This window comes from Herbaspirillum sp. NPDC101397 (genome assembly GCF_044767325.1).
GTDB lineage: Bacteria > Pseudomonadota > Gammaproteobacteria > Burkholderiales > Burkholderiaceae_D > Herbaspirillum.
Genome location: NZ_JBIWNS010000004.1, coordinates 192,565 through 209,455, shown reverse-complemented (window position 1 = coordinate 209,455; position 16,891 = coordinate 192,565). Strand labels below are relative to the sequence as shown.

Annotated in this window: 17 protein-coding genes; 12 read left to right on the top strand and 5 right to left on the bottom strand. The window is 60.2% G+C overall.

The annotated features are described in order from the left end of the window. Positions 1-2: 2 nt before the first annotated feature. The 12 genes from ACIROW_RS11465 (at position 3) to ACIROW_RS11410 (ending at position 11,075) form a co-directional block, all read left to right on the top strand. Positions 3-992 carry an ABC transporter substrate-binding protein gene (locus ACIROW_RS11465; protein ID WP_402275388.1) on the top strand — a complete coding sequence of 330 codons (990 nt, stop codon included), beginning with the start codon at positions 3-5 and terminating at the stop codon, positions 990-992. A gap of 96 nt (positions 993-1,088) precedes the next feature. Beyond that, positions 1,089-2,084 carry an isopenicillin N synthase family dioxygenase gene (locus ACIROW_RS11460; protein ID WP_402275386.1) on the top strand — a complete coding sequence of 332 codons (996 nt, stop codon included), beginning with the start codon at positions 1,089-1,091 and terminating at the stop codon, positions 2,082-2,084. A gap of 105 nt (positions 2,085-2,189) precedes the next feature. Next, a complete protein-coding gene (locus tag ACIROW_RS11455; RefSeq protein WP_402275384.1) occupies positions 2,190-3,215 on the top strand; it encodes a Rieske 2Fe-2S domain-containing protein in 1,026 nt (341 codons plus the stop codon). Between the two features lie 15 nt (positions 3,216-3,230). Then, entirely contained in the window at positions 3,231-4,115 is an 885-nt protein-coding gene (locus ACIROW_RS11450) for an ABC transporter ATP-binding protein (RefSeq protein WP_402275381.1), read from the top strand. Continuing rightward, positions 4,096-4,887, top strand: coding sequence for an ABC transporter permease (locus ACIROW_RS11445; RefSeq protein WP_402275379.1), 792 nt, complete (start codon positions 4,096-4,098; stop codon positions 4,885-4,887). Before ACIROW_RS11450 ends, ACIROW_RS11445 begins: the two co-directional genes overlap by 20 nt. A gap of 15 nt (positions 4,888-4,902) precedes the next feature. After that, entirely contained in the window at positions 4,903-6,318 is a 1,416-nt protein-coding gene (locus ACIROW_RS11440; protein ID WP_402275377.1) for an amidohydrolase family protein, read from the top strand. Between the two features lie 45 nt (positions 6,319-6,363). Continuing rightward, the gene (locus ACIROW_RS11435; protein ID WP_402275375.1) at positions 6,364-7,062 is read left to right on the top strand and encodes a YqgE/AlgH family protein; all 699 of its coding nucleotides are present in this window, start codon (positions 6,364-6,366) and stop codon (positions 7,060-7,062) included. A gap of 10 nt (positions 7,063-7,072) precedes the next feature. Further along, positions 7,073-7,465 carry a Holliday junction resolvase RuvX gene (gene ruvX / locus ACIROW_RS11430; RefSeq protein WP_402275372.1) on the top strand — a complete coding sequence of 131 codons (393 nt, stop codon included), beginning with the start codon at positions 7,073-7,075 and terminating at the stop codon, positions 7,463-7,465. Beyond that, entirely contained in the window at positions 7,452-7,970 is a 519-nt protein-coding gene (gene pyrR / locus ACIROW_RS11425) for a bifunctional pyr operon transcriptional regulator/uracil phosphoribosyltransferase PyrR (protein ID WP_402275370.1), read from the top strand. The genes ruvX and pyrR overlap by 14 nt, the downstream gene beginning before the upstream one ends. Continuing rightward, positions 7,963-8,922, top strand: coding sequence for an aspartate carbamoyltransferase catalytic subunit (locus ACIROW_RS11420; RefSeq protein ID WP_053194965.1), 960 nt, complete (start codon positions 7,963-7,965; stop codon positions 8,920-8,922). The genes pyrR and ACIROW_RS11420 overlap by 8 nt, the downstream gene beginning before the upstream one ends. Before the next feature lie 49 nt (positions 8,923-8,971). Next, on the top strand, positions 8,972-10,252 hold the full coding sequence (locus ACIROW_RS11415) for a dihydroorotase (RefSeq protein WP_402275367.1): 1,281 nt from the start codon (positions 8,972-8,974) through the stop codon (positions 10,250-10,252). A 13-nt stretch (positions 10,253-10,265) separates the two neighbouring features. Then, positions 10,266-11,075 carry a lysophospholipid acyltransferase family protein gene (locus ACIROW_RS11410; RefSeq protein WP_402275364.1) on the top strand — a complete coding sequence of 270 codons (810 nt, stop codon included), beginning with the start codon at positions 10,266-10,268 and terminating at the stop codon, positions 11,073-11,075. Here the strand turns inward: ACIROW_RS11410 and ACIROW_RS11405 are convergent. From ACIROW_RS11405 to ACIROW_RS11385, 5 genes are all read right to left on the bottom strand, one after another. After that, positions 11,005-11,823 carry a symmetrical bis(5'-nucleosyl)-tetraphosphatase gene (locus tag ACIROW_RS11405; RefSeq protein ID WP_402275361.1) on the bottom strand — a complete coding sequence of 273 codons (819 nt, stop codon included), beginning with the start codon at positions 11,821-11,823 and terminating at the stop codon, positions 11,005-11,007. The two genes, ACIROW_RS11410 and ACIROW_RS11405, sit on opposite strands and share 71 nt — an antisense overlap. 154 nt (positions 11,824-11,977) lie before the next feature. Further along, positions 11,978-13,252 (bottom strand): lipid IV(A) 3-deoxy-D-manno-octulosonic acid transferase, encoded by a 1,275-nt coding sequence (waaA, locus tag ACIROW_RS11400; protein ID WP_402275359.1) that lies wholly within the window; start codon positions 13,250-13,252, stop codon positions 11,978-11,980. After that, positions 13,252-14,121, bottom strand: a complete 870-nt coding sequence (locus ACIROW_RS11395) for a Kdo hydroxylase family protein (protein ID WP_402275958.1) — start codon at positions 14,119-14,121, stop codon at positions 13,252-13,254. The genes waaA and ACIROW_RS11395 overlap by 1 nt, the downstream gene beginning before the upstream one ends. A 7-nt stretch (positions 14,122-14,128) precedes the next feature. Next, positions 14,129-15,169, bottom strand: coding sequence for a lipopolysaccharide heptosyltransferase I (waaC, locus tag ACIROW_RS11390; RefSeq protein ID WP_402275357.1), 1,041 nt, complete (start codon positions 15,167-15,169; stop codon positions 14,129-14,131). Between the two features lie 45 nt (positions 15,170-15,214). After that, on the bottom strand, positions 15,215-16,588 hold the full coding sequence (locus ACIROW_RS11385; protein WP_402275354.1) for a phosphomannomutase/phosphoglucomutase: 1,374 nt from the start codon (positions 16,586-16,588) through the stop codon (positions 15,215-15,217). Positions 16,589-16,891 lie beyond the last annotated feature (303 nt).

Sequence of the window (16,891 nt, the reverse complement as noted above, 5' to 3'; positions counted from 1 at the left end):
CCATGAGCAAGCGAACATCCCTCATCCGCATTGCCGCAGCAATGATAGGCGCACTGGCGTTGCAGGCAGCAGCCGGCGTGCAGGCGCAGGAAAAGGTCACCGTCCTGAGCAATTGGTACGCCCAGGCAGAACACGGCGGTTTCTATCAGGCCGTCGCCAAGGGCATCTACAAGAAGTACGGCATGGACGTCACCATCAAGATGGGCGGCCCGCAGGTCAACAACATGCAGATCCTGGTGGCCGGCCAGGCCGACTTCAGCATGGGCTACGACTTCACCGTATTGAAAGGCATCGAGCAGGGCTTGCCGCTGGTGACCGTCGGCACCTCTTTTCAATCTGATCTGCAAGGCATGATGACGCACGCCGACGTGCCCAATCTCGGCGCGCTGAAGGACAAGACCATCCTGGTGGCCGGCTCCGGACAATCGAGCTGGTGGCCGTGGCTGAAAGCCAAGTACGGCTACACCGACGCCCAGTCGAAGGCTTACACCTTCAACCTGCAGCCGTTCTTCGCCGATCCGAACATCGTTCAGCAAGCCTATCCGTCTTCGGAACTGTTCCAGGCGGAAAAGTCCGGCGCCAAGGCCAATTTCTTCCTGTTTGCACAGGAAGGCTATCCGCCTTACGGCACCACCATCATCACGCTGCAAAAGATGGTGGCGACCAAGCCTGATCTGGTGAAGCGCTTCGTCAAGGCCACCGCCGAAGGTTGGAAGAGCTATCTGGAAGATCCGTCTGCGGGCAACGCGCTGATCAAGAAAGACAACAAGGAAATGGGCGACGAGCAACTGGCTTACGCCGTCAAAAAGCTGAAGGAACTGAAGGTCGTCACCGGCGGCGACGCCGCCAGGCAAGGTATCGGCATCATGACCGACGAACGCTGGAAGAAGACCTACGACATCATGGTTGCCACCGGTTTGTTGAAAGCCGACGTCGACTGGCGCAAAGCGTACACCACGCAGTTCGTCAAGGACATGCACGTAATGCCTTGATGCGCATGATGCTCTGACGATTTGGTGATTGCCCGTCGGGCTGTGTCCTTCATCGGCGCAGACCGGATGTCCGAAGTTCATTTGCGTGAGGACGCCATGATTCTCTACACCCCACCCAAGACCGCGCAGCGCCTGCCGGTCATCGACTTCGCCGATGCGTTTTCAAACGACCTCGGCAAGCGCGAGGCCGTCGCCTGGGAGATTCACAAGATCGCCCGCGACGTCGGCTTCTTCTATCTGGTCAATCACGGCGTGCCACAAAGCCTGATCGACGGCCAGTTCGACTGGGCGCGGCGGTTCTTTGCCGCTCCCGATGCAGTCAAGCGCGCAGTCGACATGTCGCTGTCGCCGGCCGGCTTCGGCTATGAACGCATCGGCACGCAGGCATTGGATGATGGCCCTACCGATCTCAAAGAGGGCTTCCAGTTCGGCACCGATCTGCCGCTGGATCATCCTTATGTGCAGCAAGGCGTGCTGCGCTACGGCCACAACCTCTGGCCTGCGGAGTTGCCCGGCATGCGCGCCCATGCGCAGCAATATCACGCCGCCATGAGCGCCTTGTCGCAACGGCTGCTGGCGATCATTGCGCTGTCGCTGCAATTGCCGGAGGATTTCTTTTACTTCGCACTCGGCATGCCGATCGCCACGCAGCGCATGCTGCACTATCCGCCACAACCGGCCGACGCCCAGCACAACCAGATCGGCGCCGGTGCGCACACCGACTGGGGACTCGTCACTATCCTTGCGCAAGACGACATCGGCGGTCTGGAAGTGCGCAATGCCGACGGCGATTGGGTACGCGCGACACCGATACACGGCAGCTTCGTGGTCAACATCGGCGACTTGCTGCAGCGCTGGAGCAATGACGTTTATCACAGCAATGCGCATCGCGTGCGCAACGACAATCCGGTGCCGCGCTATTCATTGCCGTTTTTCATGGACGGCGATCACGCGGTGACGGTGTCGTGTCTGCCCTCGTGCTGTTCCGACGAGCATCCGGCGCGCTATGCACCGTGCACCATCGGCGACTACCTCGCGCAAAAAGTGCAGGAAACCTTCGGCGCCGCCAGCGTACTGGCTGCGGCGTCGTAATCTGATCTGACTGAATTCGCGGCGAAGGCGACCATGATGGCGCGCCGGCTGCTCGGCCATGTCTATGCAGGAGCAAGACACGGCTGGTTTTAAAGGAGTTGCACCATGCTGGTTACGAAACAAAAAGTCTTGCGCAAGTTCTGGTACGCAGTGATGCCGATCTCGATGCTGGAAGACGGTCCCAAGCCGTTCACATTGCTGGGCGAGAACATCGTGGTCTGGCTCAAGTCGCCGGGCAAGCCGGCGGCCTTGCAGGATCGCTGCTGCCATCGCACGGCGAAACTGTCGAAAGGCTTTGTCGAGAATGGCAACATCGTCTGCGGCTATCACGGCTGGACCTTCGACTGCGCCGGCGCCTGCGTACGCGTGCCGCAGAACGCCGACGGTTCGGTGCCGGCCGGCGCGATGGTGCAGTCGTATTACTGCGAAGAGCGCTACGGCTACGTGTGGGTGGCGCTGGAGAAGCCGCTGCGCGACATCCCGTTCTTCCCGGAGGAGACCATGCCGGGTTATCGCCGCATCTTCCAGTTCTACGAGCGTTGGGAGACCAGTGCGCTGCGCATGATGGAAAACTCCTTCGACAATTCGCATTTCAGCTACGTGCATCGCGGCACCTTCGGCCTGTACGACCAGCCCAAGCCGGAGAAGTACGAGATCAACGAAACCGACTACGGATTCGAAGCGGAAACCCTGGTGCCGATCAAGAACGTGCCGGCCAGCTACCGTGTCACCGGCACTACCGACGACACCACCATGCGCCACATGTTCAACCGCTGGTACCTGCCGTTCTCGCGCCGTTTCGGTTGCCAGTACCCAGGCTCGGGCCGCCACCACATCATCTACAACTGCGCCACGCCGATCGACGACGGTTCCATCATGCTGGCGCAATGGCTGTACCGCAACGACACCGAAGAGGATTGCACCGAAGCCGAATTGATCGCCTGGGATGCACCGATTCTCGTGGAAGACCGCGAGATCCTGGAGGCGACCGATCCCGACGCCTGCATCGACGTGCGCCGCAAGCAGGAGTTCCACATGGCGTCCGACCGGCCGGGACTGATTATGCGCCGCATGCTGTTGCAGTTGCTGGACGAGCATGGCGAAACCGAAGTTTTCCGCAGCAGAAACTAGAGGCCGGGAGCAATGATGAAACGAGACGATCACGCGATGCCGCAACTGGCGGCATGGGAACAGGGCGCTGCCGATCCTGCATCCTCCATCGATGCGGTGCTCAGTGCGCAGCGGGTGGAGAAAACTTATCGCAACGGCACCCGCGCGCTGGACGAGGTGAAGCTGGACATCCGGCGCGGCGAGTTCGTCTCGCTGCTGGGACCGTCCGGCTGCGGCAAGAGCACGCTGCTGAAAATGTTTGCGGGGCTGGAAGAACCGTCGCACGGTCACATCCGCTGGTGGGGCAAGAATCTGGCGACGGTGGGGTCGCCGGATCGCACGCTGGCGATGGTGTTTCAGGAAGCGACGCTGATGCCGTGGGCATCGGTGGAACAGAACGTACGTCTGCCGCTCGACCTCAGGCACATGCCGCGCACCGACAGCGATGTGCGCGTACGGGATGCGCTCAAACTTGTGGGACTGGATCGGTTTCATGACGCCTATCCGCGCGAGCTGTCGGGCGGTATGCAGATGCGCGCCTCGATTGCGCGTGCCCTGGCGACGCAGCCGAATCTGCTGCTGATGGACGAGCCTTTCGGCGCACTCGACGAGTTCACGCGCAACAAGCTGGACGCCGACCTGCGCAAGATCTGGAGCCAGCAAGACCTGACCGTGGTGTTCGTCACGCACAGTATTTACGAGGCGGTGTATCTGTCGAGCCGCGTGGTGGTGATGGCGGCGCGGCCGGGACGCGTGATTGCCGACGTGCCGATTGAAGCGCCGGGCGCCGGCGGCATGCGCGACGATGCTTTCCGCATCTCGCCGGAATTCATGGGCTATTGCAAGATACTGTCCGATTACCTGACGCTGGCCAATCAAGAAAACCAGGAAGGAGGGGCGCATGACTCCGCTCATCACTAATCCGAAGTTCCTGCGCATTGCTGCGCCGTTCATGATCGGCGTAGCCTTGCTGCTGTCCTGGCAACTGATCTGCGTGGCGCTGGAAGTGCCGGTCTATCTGGTGCCGACACCGTCGGTGATTGCCAGGACGCTGGTGGCGGATTGGGGCCTGTTGTCCGACTCGCTGCTGGTGACGCTGAAGATTACGTTCATGGCTTTCTTGCTGTCGGTACTGCTGGGTGTGGCGATTGCCTTCGTGTTCGTGCAGAGTCGCTTCATCGAGGTCAGCCTCTTTCCGTACGCGATCATCCTGCAGGTGACGCCGATCGTCGCCATCGCGCCGCTGATCATCATCTGGGTCAAGGAACCGACCTTCGCGCTGGTGATTTGCGCAACGATCATGGCGCTGTTCCCGATCATCTCGAATACCACGCTGGGACTGCGCAGCGTCAATCCGGGGTTGCTCAACCTGTTCAGGCTGAACAAGGCGTCGCGCTGGCAGACCCTGCGCCGGTTGCGCATCCCCAGCGCCTTGCCGTACTTCTTCGGCGGCTTGCGGATTTCCAGCGGACTGGCGCTGATCGGCGCGGTGGTGGCGGAGTTTGTCGCCGGCACCGGCGGCACCGGGTCAGGGCTGGCGTATCAGATTCTGCAGGCAGGGTTTCAACTGAATATTCCACGCTTGTTTGCGGCGCTGTTCCTGATCACCGTGACCGGGATCGTATTGTTCCTCGCCATGACGGCCTTGTCGCGCGTGGCGCTGGCCGGATGGCATGAAAGCGAAATGGGTTAAACGAATATGCAGACAATGACGACTTCTTTCTTGATCAGCAACATCGACGCCATCATGACCGGCTTGCCCGGTGCGGCGGCCCGTCATTCCGGGCCGGACATCCGCGTGGTTGACGGCGTCATCGGCGCCATCGGCAAGCTGTCGCCCCTGCCGGGCGAGACGATTGTCGATGCCACCGATTGCATCGCTTATCCGTCGTGGGTGAACACGCATCATCACTTGTTCCAGTCCATGCTCAAGGGCGATCCGGCCGGCATCGATGCGTCACTGACGCCATGGCTGGCGGCGACGCCGTATCGCTACCGCGCCAAATTCGACGAGAAGCTGTTTCGTCTTGCCGCGCGCATCGGCCTGGTCGAGCTGATGCGTTCCGGTTGCGGCACCGTGGCCGATCACAACTATCTGTATTACCCCGGCATGCCCTACGACACGTCGGCGATCTTGTTCGAAGAAGCCGAAGCGCTCGGCGTGCGCTTCGTGCTGTGCCGCGGCGGCGCGACGCAGACGCGTCAGCTGGAGGCTGAGTTGCCGACGGCATTGCGGCCCGAGACGCTGGACGGCTACCTTGGCGACATGGAGCGCCTGATCAAGCTCTACCACGATCCGTCGCCGGCGGCGATGCGCCGCGTCGTGATGGCGCCGACCACGCCGCTGTATTCGGCGACGCCGGAAGAGCTGCGCACCATGGCCGGTTTCGCGCGCCGGGCCGGCGTGCGTCTGCACAGCCATTTGTCGGAAACCGTGGGTTACCAGGACACCGCGCACGGCAAGCACGGATGCACGCCGGTGGAATTTGCCGAGCGCTGCGACTGGCTCGGCAGCGACGTCTGGTTCGCCCACCTGGTCAAGCTGGATGCCGCGGAAATCGCCCTGCTGGGCAAGACCGGCACCGGTATCGCTCACTGTCCGCAGAGCAACGGCCGGCTCGGCAGCGGCATCGCGCCGATTCGCCAGTTGGAAGAGGCCGGCGTGCCGGTCTCCATCGGCGTCGACGGCGCGGCCTCCAACGAGGCAGCCGACATGCTGTCGGAGACCCACGCGGCGTGGCTGATGCAACGCGCACGGCGCGGCCAGGAGGCGACGCCGGCCTATGCAGGCGGCAGCTTCGAAGGCGGCGCCGACGCGGCGACGGTGGAAGATGTAGTGCGCTGGGGCAGCACCGGCGGGGCAAAGGTGCTCGGCCTTGGCGGCCTCGACGGATTGCAGGTCGGGCAACAGGCCGACATCGCCCTGTACCGTCTCGACGACCCGCGCTATTTCGGTCTGCACGATCCGGCGCTGGGGCCTGTGGTAGGGGGCGGGCGGCCCTTCCTGAAGGCCTTGTACGTGGCCGGCAGGGCGGTGGTTGAGGACGACGTCATTGCCGGCGTCGATCTGGTTGAGCTGGGCCGCGAGGCGCGCGCCGCCACCAGGCGCCTGCTGGAGGACTAGCCGTGGCGTCGGATCGGCTTGGGGGCCGGCGCTAAAACTGCTAAAATGGCGGGCATGATCAAGCGACGCAATGCCCCTCCCGCCAACCGTTCCGACGCTGCAGCCCTCGCGCCGGAATCCGCCGATATTGTTGCCAATGAGGAACAAGCCGCGCCGCTCAAGGCCGAGCTCGATCTGACCGATCATTTCCTGATCGCAATGCCGTCGATGCTGGACCCTGTTTTCGGCGGCACCGTCGTCTATCTGTGCGAACACAACCAGAACGGCGCGCTCGGCGTGGTCATCAACAAGCCGACCGACATGACCATGGATGTCCTGTTCGATCGCATCAATCTCAAGCTGGAAATCATCCACGACACACCCGAAGCCAAGCCGGAGCTGTACCGCAGCCAGGTCATGTTCGGCGGGCCGGTGCAGGTCGAGCGCGGCTTCGTGCTGCATAGCGCGATGGACCAGTTTTCGTCGACCCTGCAGGTGACCGACGGCATTTCGCTGACCACCTCCAAGGACGTGCTGGAAGCGGTCGCCCATGGCGACGGTCCGGAGCAGGTGCTGGTCAGCCTCGGTTGTTCGGGCTGGAGCGCCGGCCAGTTGGAAGAAGAACTCGGCCGCAACGGCTGGCTTACGGTCAAGGCCGATCCGTCCATCATTTTCGACTTGCCGGTGGAGCAGCGCTTCACCGCCGCGCTGGCCTTGCTGGGTATTGATCCCGTCATGCTCAGCGGCGATTTCGGCCGCGCCTGAACGGGACGTCGTGGAAACGCTCCTGGCCTTCGACTTCGGCTTAAAGCGCATCGGCGTGGCAATCGGCAATACCCTGATCAAGCAAGCCCAGCCGCTCACCATCATCAGTGCGGCCACCAACGACGCCAAGTTCGCCGAACTCGGCAAGCTGATCAGCGAGTGGACGCCGGCACGCTGCATCGTCGGCCTGCCCAGCCATCCGGACGGGGCCGAGCATGAAATGACCGTACGCTGCCGACGTTTCGCCAATCAATTGCACGGACGCTTCGGCGTCGAAACCGTGCTGGTGGACGAGCGTTATTCGTCGGCCGTCATCGAACAGCGCCGCGGCGAGCATATCGACGACGAGGCTGCCGCCATCATTTTGCAGCAATATTTTGACGATACCCATGAGCACAACTAACACTCTCCCGCCGCTGGATGCGGAAGCGCTGTACGCCAGGCTGGCGCAGCAGGTCAAAGCCGGTTTGCAAGGCGTCGAGCAGGTCGCCATCGTCGGCATCCATTCCGGCGGCGCCTGGCTGGCCGAACGCCTGGCCACAGAGCTGCAGCTGAACGACCGGCTCGGCTTCATCGATGTGTCCTTCTATCGCGACGACTTTGCCGAGAAGGGCCTGCGTGCCGACGTCAAGCCGAGCCAGATCGGCTTCGACGTCGAAGGCGCGACCATCGTGCTGGTCGACGACGTGCTCTACACCGGTCGCACCACGCGCGCCGCAATCAATGAGCTGTTCGACTACGGCCGCCCGGCGCGCATCCTGCTGGCGGCGCTGGTCGACCGCGGCGGGCGCGAGCTGCCGATCGCCGCCGACTTCCTGGCCGAGACGATTGCGCTGGCCGACGATCAATCCCTGCAACTGCAACGCGCCGACGACGGCCGATTTTCCCTGACGGTGGTCCATGCTTAATCCACAACTGAACAAGAACGGCGAACTGCAACATCTGCTGACCATCGAAGGTCTGCCCAAAGCCATCATCACCAACATCCTCGACACTGCGTCGTCCTTCGTCAGCATCGGCGACCGCGAAGTGAAGAAGGTGCCGCTGATGCGCGGCAAGAGCGTGTTCAACCTGTTCTTCGAGAACTCCACGCGCACCCGCACAACGTTTGAGATCGCCTCCAAGCGTCTGTCGGCAGACGTGATCAACCTCAACATCTCCGCTTCGAGCGCCAGCAAGGGCGAGTCGCTGCTCGACACCATCGACAACCTGGCGGCGATGCACGCCGACATGTTCGTGGTGCGCCATTCGCAATCGGGCGCGCCTTACCTGATCGCCAAGCATCTGATCGACACGAAGCAGTCGCACGTACACGTGGTCAACGCCGGCGACGGCCGCCATGCTCATCCGACGCAGGGCCTGCTCGACATGTACACGATCCGTCACTACAAGAAGGATTTCACCAACCTGCGCGTGGCCATCGTCGGCGACATCCTGCACAGCCGCGTGGCGCGTTCCGACATCCACGGCCTGACCACGCTGGGCGTGCCGGAAGTGCGCGCGATCGGTCCGCGCACCTTGCTGCCGAACGGTCTGGAGCAGATGGGCGTGCGCGTCTTCCACAACATGGAAGAAGGCTTGAAGGACGTCGACGTCATCATCATGCTGCGCCTGCAGAACGAACGCATGAGCGGCGCGCTGCTGCCGTCGGCGCAGGAGTTCTTCAAGAGCTACGGCCTGACGCCGGAACGCCTGGCGCTGGCCAAGCCTGACGCCATCGTGATGCACCCGGGCCCGATGAACCGCGGCGTCGAGATCGACTCCGCCGTGGCCGACGGATCGCAAGCCGTGATCCTGCCGCAGGTGACCTTCGGCATCGCGGTGCGCATGGCGGTGATGAGCATCGTCGCAGGAAACTGAGTGACAACGAATTCAACAGACGCAACGCGGACAAGAGTGGAATAAGCGCATGAAACTGCACATCAAGAACGGCAGACTGATCGATCCTGCCAACAACATCGACGCGCAACAAGACGTGTTCGTGGCCGACGGCAAAATTGCCGGCATCGGCCAGGCGCCGGCCGGCTTCAGCGCCGACAAGACCATTGACGCGAGCGGCCTGGTGGTTGCTCCCGGCCTGGTCGACCTGAGCGCGCGCCTGCGCGAGCCGGGCTACGAATACAAGGCCACGCTGGAATCCGAGATGCAGGCGGCGATGCAAGGCGGCGTGACCAGCCTGCTGTGCCCGCCCGACACCGATCCGGTGCTCGATGAACCCGGCCTGGTGGAAATGCTCAAGCATCGCGCCAAGTCGCTCAACCAGGCGCACGTGTATCCGCTGGGCGCATTGACCATGGGCCTCAAGGGCAAAGCCCTGACTGAAATGGCTGAACTGACCGAGGCAGGTTGCGTCGGTTTCTCTCAAGCCGACGAGCCGGTGCTGGACACCACGGTGCTGCTGTCCGCACTGCAATACGCCAAGACCTTCGACTACACCGTGTGGCTGCGTCCGCAGGATCCGCACCTCGGTCGCCACGGCATCGCGCACAGCGGTCCGGCGGCGTCGCGCCTGGGTTTGTCGGGCGTGCCGGTGATGTCGGAAACGATTGCCCTCTACACCATCTTCGAACTGGTGCGCTCCACCGGCGCGCGCGTCCACCTGTGTCGCATGTCTTCGGCCGCCGGGCTTGAACTGGTGCGCGCGGCCAAGCGTGAAGGCTTGCCGGTCACCTGTGACGTCGGCGCCCATCACATTCATTTGTCGGACATGGACATCGGCTTCTTCGATTCCAACGCACGCGTCAATCCGCCGTTCCGTTCGCAACGCGACCGCGACGCGATCCGTGCGGCGCTGCTGGATGGCACCGTTGACGCGATCTGCTCCGATCACACCCCGGTCGACGACGACGAGAAGCTGCTGCCGTTCGGCGAAGCCTCGCCAGGTGCAACGGGCCTGGAATTGCTGCTGTCGCTGTCGCTCAAGTGGGCGGAAGACGCCGGTGCACCTGACGCCATCAGCAGGGCGGTCGCCAAGGTCACTACCGACGCAGCGCGCGTGGCGCGTCTGCCGGCCGGCAGCCTGAAGGTGGGCGACGTCGCCGACGTCTGCGTCTTCGATCCGAAGACGCGCTGGACCGTCGAAGCCAAGGCACTCGCCAGCCAGGGCAAGCACACGCCTTTCCTCGGTTACGAGCTGAGCGGCCAGGTCCAGGCGACCATCGTGTCGGGTCACGTCGCGTTCGAACGTTAATTACGGAAGATCCATGCTTGTTTTCCGCGTGTTGCGCATGGTGGTGCATCTGTTCGTCGGCATGGCGATCTGCGCCTTCATCTTTCCCCTGATCGGACCGGCGCGCCGGGAAGGCCATATCCGCCGCTGGTCGCATCAGCTGCTGGGCATCTGCGGCATCAAGCTGGTGGTGCGCGCGCTGCCCGGTACGCCGGCGCCGCCGCGTGCGCTGATCGTCGCCAATCACATTTCGTGGCTCGATATCTTCGTGGTGAACTCGATGCAGCCGTGCCGCTTCGTGGCGAAGTCGGACATCCGCAGCTGGCCCTTCATCGGCTGGCTGTGCGCCAAGACCGGCACCATTTTCATCTCGCGCGGCAAGGCCAGCGACGTGCGCCGCATCTTCAAGGGCATCGTGGAAAGCATCGAAGCGGGCGACCGCGTGGCCTTCTTCCCGGAAGGTACGACTGCCGCACAAGGCAAGCTGTTGCCGTTCCACGCCAATCTGTTCGAAGCGGCGCTGGACGCCAAAGTGCCGGTGCAGCCGTACGCGTTGCGCTATCTGGATGCGCAGGGCAATTACCATTCCGCCGCCGACTTCATCGGCGACACGACCATTGTGGAAAGTATCCTGGCGGTGTTGCAGGCTGGCGCGATCACGGCTGAGTTGACGCAATTGCCGAGCATCCCCACTGAGGACGCGCATCGCCGCGAGCTGGCGGTGGCGGCGCGCAAGGTGGTCGCCGACGGACTCGGCTATCTGCCGGAAGACCTCAACCCGGCTTCAGCGTCTGCGGGCAATCCACCTGGAACAGAGCCCGGTCCTCAAGCCGCACCGCAGTAAGCTTGCCGCCCCACACGCAACCGGTATCAAGGCCGATCAGATTGGGGCGCAGCGTCAATCCCAATGCCGACCAATGTCCGAACACGCAGGTGACGTCGGCGGTCTTGCGTCCCGGCATGTCGAACCATGGCAGGTAACCTTCAGGCGCAGCGCCGGCGCCTTCCTTGATCGTGAAATCGATGCCGCCGTCGGGCCGGCAAAAGCGGATGCGCGTGAGCGTGTTGATGATGCAGCGCAGCCGGTCATGGCCCTGCAAATCGTCGCTCCACACGGCCGGTTCGTTGCCGTACATCTGGCGCAGGAAGTCGACCCAGTCGGGGCCGCGCAGCATGGTTTCGACTTCATGCGCCAGCGACATGACTTTGTCGGCATCCCACTCCGGCAACACCCCAGCGTGAAACAGCAGATGGCCGTTCTCTAACAGCGCCAACGGACGATGGCGCACCCAGTCAAGCAACTCGTCGCGGTCAGGGGCGATCAGGATGTCGTGCAAGGTGTCGGTGGCATGGAGCGGGCGGATGCCTTGCGACACCGCCAGCAGATGCAGGTCGTGGTTGCCCAGAACTGCGCGCGCGCGGTCGCCCAGAGCGCGCAAATGGCGCAGCGTGGCCAGCGAATGCGGCCCGCGGTTGACCAGGTCGCCGACGAACAGCAGGTCGGCGTCGGGAGCGGTTTTGCCGATCAGGTCGAGCAGGTTTTGCAGCTGCTGGCCGCAGCCTTGGAGGTCGCCGATGGCATAAATGGACATAGTTTACGGAAAAATTCGCGATGAAATGCGTGGAGCAATAGCGTGTTGATTGCGCGGATCTTCGGACATGATTTCCAGAGCGTATTCCATCTTCCTGTTCACTTGGTAACGTGGATTTTGATAATCATATGCTGTGCTAATTGCCGGAGAGGCGCTACGGATTTAGGATCGTGCCAAGAATTTTCATCGTTCGTTCGGTCGCACCCTGATGACGGCGAGCAAATGCGACGGCATGTTGGGCCATCGTCGCGCGCAATTCCGAATTCGTTGCAATCATGCGGGCTTGGTACAACATGTCCGTTGCATCAACGACTCTTGCCGCGGCACCCTCGGCAACGGCTGTATCGCTGATCGCATGGAAGTTAAACGTGTGCTGGCCAAGCAATACCGGTTTAGACAGTGAGCATGCTTCTATCAGGTTTTGCCCTCCAAATGGCAGCAGACTGCCTCCAATGAAGGCAACGTCGCAGGCGGCGTAGTAAGCAAACATTTCTCCCATCGAATCACCCAACACAATGTCTACTTCCCGCGCGTTCAGTGCGCCTTTCAGATCAGAGCGGCGCAAGAAGGATAGTCCGCTGGATTCAATCAAGGCCGCAACGTCGTTGAAACGTTGCGGATGACGCGGAACAATCATCGTCAGGAAGTCGCGCTGCTTTATGCTGGCAAGCGCATCAATAATCAGGCGTTCTTCGCCTTCACGAGTGCTCGCGCAAAGCAATACGGGACGTTCGCCGAAACCTGCGCGCCAGTGCACGCCACGTGCAACCATCTCCGGCGGTGCATTGACATCAAATTTGATGCTGCCGGTGACCTGCACTTGTCTGGCGCCGAAGCTGCGAAGGCGTTCGGCGTCGTCCTCCGATTGGGCCGCGACGCAATCGATACTTGCCGAAGCCTCCAGCAAGATCGCACCGAAACGTTGGCCTCTGCGCAGAGACCTCTCTGAAAGGCGCGCGTTAGCCAGCATGACGGGAACGTGATGGCGTTTGCATTGGCGCACCATGTTCGGCCAGACCTCAGTCTCCATCAAAATGCTGATCTGGGGCTTGAAGTAGCGCAGGAAGCGCGAACACATCCACCCTGTGTCATAAGGAAAGAAACTCTGCACTACACGGTTGCTGTGATGCTCAAACAATTGCTGACCAGTCGCGCGCCCGGTAGCCGTCATGTGAGTGAGCAGCACGGTATGTCGTGGATAGGCCTGCAAAAGGGCCTCGATCAATGGCTGCGCGGCTCGCGTTTCACCGACGGACACGGCGTGTACCCAGATGAGAGGCGGCAGCGGCATTCCTCGGAATTGTCGATAGAAACCGAGGCGTTCGCCAAGGTGCTGCCGATACCCAGGTTCTTTGATGCCACGTCGCCACAGGCGCAACAGCACGAAAGGCAGAGCGGCCCACCACAGCGCGGAATAAATCAGTCGCATCAGACCAACTGGCGTCCGGTTAGTTTACTCAAGATCGCCAAGGGACTTGCAGCAGGATCGTATTGCTTTTCTACGGGGAGATGCATTGTCTGCTCCAGCATGTACTGGCCTGACATCACGGCATGTGATGTCTGATCAGAAAAGCATATCCAGATTGAGCCGGCGACAAACGGCATGGTGACTTGATCGGCATTCTCCTGATATGACATGTCGCGCTTCATGCCATCGTGTAACTGGAGCATTAGGTGGTCGTATTCACTACGATAAGATTTTGTAACGTGCAAAGCCTTTAAAAGGCTTGCTTGCCACGGCGAATATTGTTTGGCGCGTGGCAAAAATTTTTGTGCCACAGTTTTGAGCGGTTCACCGACGCGCCAGACGCGCGGCGCGCCATGGGGATTGATGTTGCTGAACACGCGCAAGATGCGCTCGCCATGATTGGGACGAGAAGGGAAGGCGTCAACATGCAAGCGTCGATCGTCCGCGCGCCAAGACTGCGTTCGCGTTTCGACTTGGGTTGGCCGATAGCTGGTCGGGGCCAATCGCAGGGCGTTTTTATATTTTGGCAGCAACGAATATACCAGCGATTGTGCCTGTGCTCGAAAGCGTCCGATCATAAGCGCAAGTGCCAATTGCGTAGCGGTATCACCGACTGCCCCCTTCAGATGGCCGCTGGCATCCAAGCTGATGTTGCGAATCTTGGGGTCGCGTATTTCTGGTCTCAGCAGTGCTCGTTCTTCCGGCAGTAACTCAAACGGCAGACGCGGAAAATACAGTACTTTGCCAGCTTCAAGGCCGGTAATCCAATCTTGATTCGGGACGGCGACGTGCCACTCAGTAACGTCGATTTCTATAATTTGCGATTCCATTTGAATATTATGCCTCGTTGTTTTGTGCAATGCCTCCAAGGATCCCTTCGTCTCGTGACCTTGTCGCTGGTACGGACAATACAATATCGATGGCATCAAGTACTTGCGCTACATCAGGTGATTCGCCTGTATCGCCGACATTGGCGATATGTGGAGACCAGTTACCCTCGGTTTTCCAACGCGGAGAATCGCAGTAGATCTCCACTGTAGGTCTGCAATATGCCGCTGCAATATGGGTTAGGCCGGTGTCAAGACCAACCACCAAAGCGGCATTTCGCACCAACATGACGGCTTCCATTAGTGACAGCGCCGGCAACACGATGGCTTGGCGCATGTGTGCGGCAAGACTCTCCGCCGCAGCTTTCTCCATGGAGTTTCCCCATGGCAGCAATATTGGCATATTACGTTCGTTCAGCACCCGAGCCAACGCGATCCAATGGTCAGCCGGCCATTGCTTGGCTGCGCGCGCTGTGCCGTGAAGAAATACAGCATAGGCTCGCGTGGGGAGCCACCCCGGCCAGTCGTGCACCGGCGCCTGCATTGCAAAATCAGGGGCTGTATCAGGCTGGTAACCCAGTGCCGTTGCTGCGACGGCACGGGCTCGCATGACAGCGTGTGTACGCAGTCCTACTGGTACGCTTTGGGTATGAAATATTTTGGAAACAGGTTCGTATCCAGATCCCTCGGTTGCGTTGTTAAGTCCAACGCGTCTGCCGTCAGGTGCCAGACGCGCTAAGCGCATGACAATACTGGTTTTTAGCAAGCCTTGGGTGTCGAACACCAGATCGTAAATTTCATGTCGCAGTTGATGATAGAAACTGACTATTTCGGCGCGCGTCACCGCGCTTTGCAAGCTTTTACGCCACCGTCGCAAAGCAATCGGAATGATGGTGCGCACGTGGGGATTGAGCCGCACCAGGTCTGTATAGGCCTCTTCCACTACCCAATCGATATTGGCATGGGGATAGTGGCGCTGGATGTCGGCGATCATGGGCATGTTGTGCACTACGTCGCCCAATGATGAGACGCGGACGATCAGGATGTTCAAGGCTATTCCATAGTTGTTGGTCTTTGGGCCTGCATCTTACCCCTTTCAAAACGGCAGTGCTACATCAGGGCGGGCAGCCAGAATAACGCGCCGGAATTCGTGCTGGATGCGCGCTAGTGCCTGCGGCGTTTCTGCTTCGAAACGCAAAACCACGACTGGAGTCGTATTGGATGAACGCATCAGGCCAAAACCGTCAGCATATTCAATACGCAAGCCGTCGATTGAGATTATTTGATCGGCACCGGGAAACTTTGCGTCTTTTTGCAATTGATCGATTAACAGGAAATTTTCACCTTCTTGCAATTCCAGTTGCAACTCTGGTGTACTGATCGACTGGGGTAAGGCGTTTAGCACGACAGATGGATCCGGCGCACGGCTCAATAGCTCCAGCAGACGCGCACCGGCGTACAAACCGTCGTCGAAACCGTACCACCGGTCCTTGAAAAATACGTGCCCACTCATTTCTCCTCCCAGTGGAGCGCCAGTTTCGCGCATCTTGGCCTTGACCAATGAATGGCCGGTTTTCCACATCAGGGCCTGGCCGCCGTGAGCCCGGATCCATGGCGCAAGATGGCGTGTACATTTGACGTCGTACAAAATTTCACGGCCGGGATTGCGAGAGAGCACATCCGCGGCAAATAGCATCAGTTGGCGATCCGGGTAGATGATCTGGCCATCCTTGGTGACTACGCCGAGGCGATCGCCATCGCCGTCGAAAGCTAGCCCGATCTCATCCTGACCATCCTGCAGGCTGCGGATCAGGTCCTGCAGATTTTTCGGTTGTGCTGGATCGGGATGATGATTCGGGAAAGTGCCATCCACTTCGCAGAATAGTTCGGTCACCGAGCATCCCAGCGCGCGATACAGTTCACCCGCAAACGCTCCAGCCACCCCATTACCGCAGTCCACCGCGATTTTCATCGGCCGCGCCATCTTGATGTCACCTACGATTCGCTGAATGTATTCAGCGCTGATATCGTAGTTACGATAGCTGCCAGTGTTAGCTGCAAACGTATTTTTGAGGATTGCGTGATACAACTCCTGAATGGTGTCGCCATAAATTGCCTCGCCAGCCAGTACCATCTTGAAGCCGTTGTAATTGGGCGGATTATGACTGCCGGTGATCATGACGCCGGATTGCGTTCCCAATATGTGAGTGCCGAAATACACCATGGGTGTAGCGACCACACCAAGGTCAATCACTTCAATGCCAACGGATTTGAGACCGTCGGCCAGGGCCGAACTCAATTCGGGGCCGGAAAGTCGACCATCGCGGCCGATAACGACTGCGGACTGGTGTTTTTTTAGTGCTGCGCTACCGAAAGCCATGCCGATTTGTCTTGCCACATCAGCGTCGAGGGTTTGGCCGACAATGCCGCGGATGTCATACGCTTTGAATATGGAAGGATTTGGTTTCATGAGTCAATATTTGTAGTGGGGGAACGCTGCATTCAAATACGGCTTGGGGAATGGGGGAGGGGCGCCATTGGTTCAGCTTCGCACAGAGCGGGCAGGAACTCTGTGCGGCATTGAGAATACTAATGTTTTTGATGTTCGCCAAGGTCGGAAAGATTCTCTTCGGCAACCCTCTATAATGTTGACGATTAATCACCTTGGCAGATAAATATGAGCAAAAATTACAACACTAGGGTGTCTCAGCACGGTGGATAGTTGCAAGCTGGATAAATCCATTGCTGCTATAAAACCCCACTTGTAAAATTC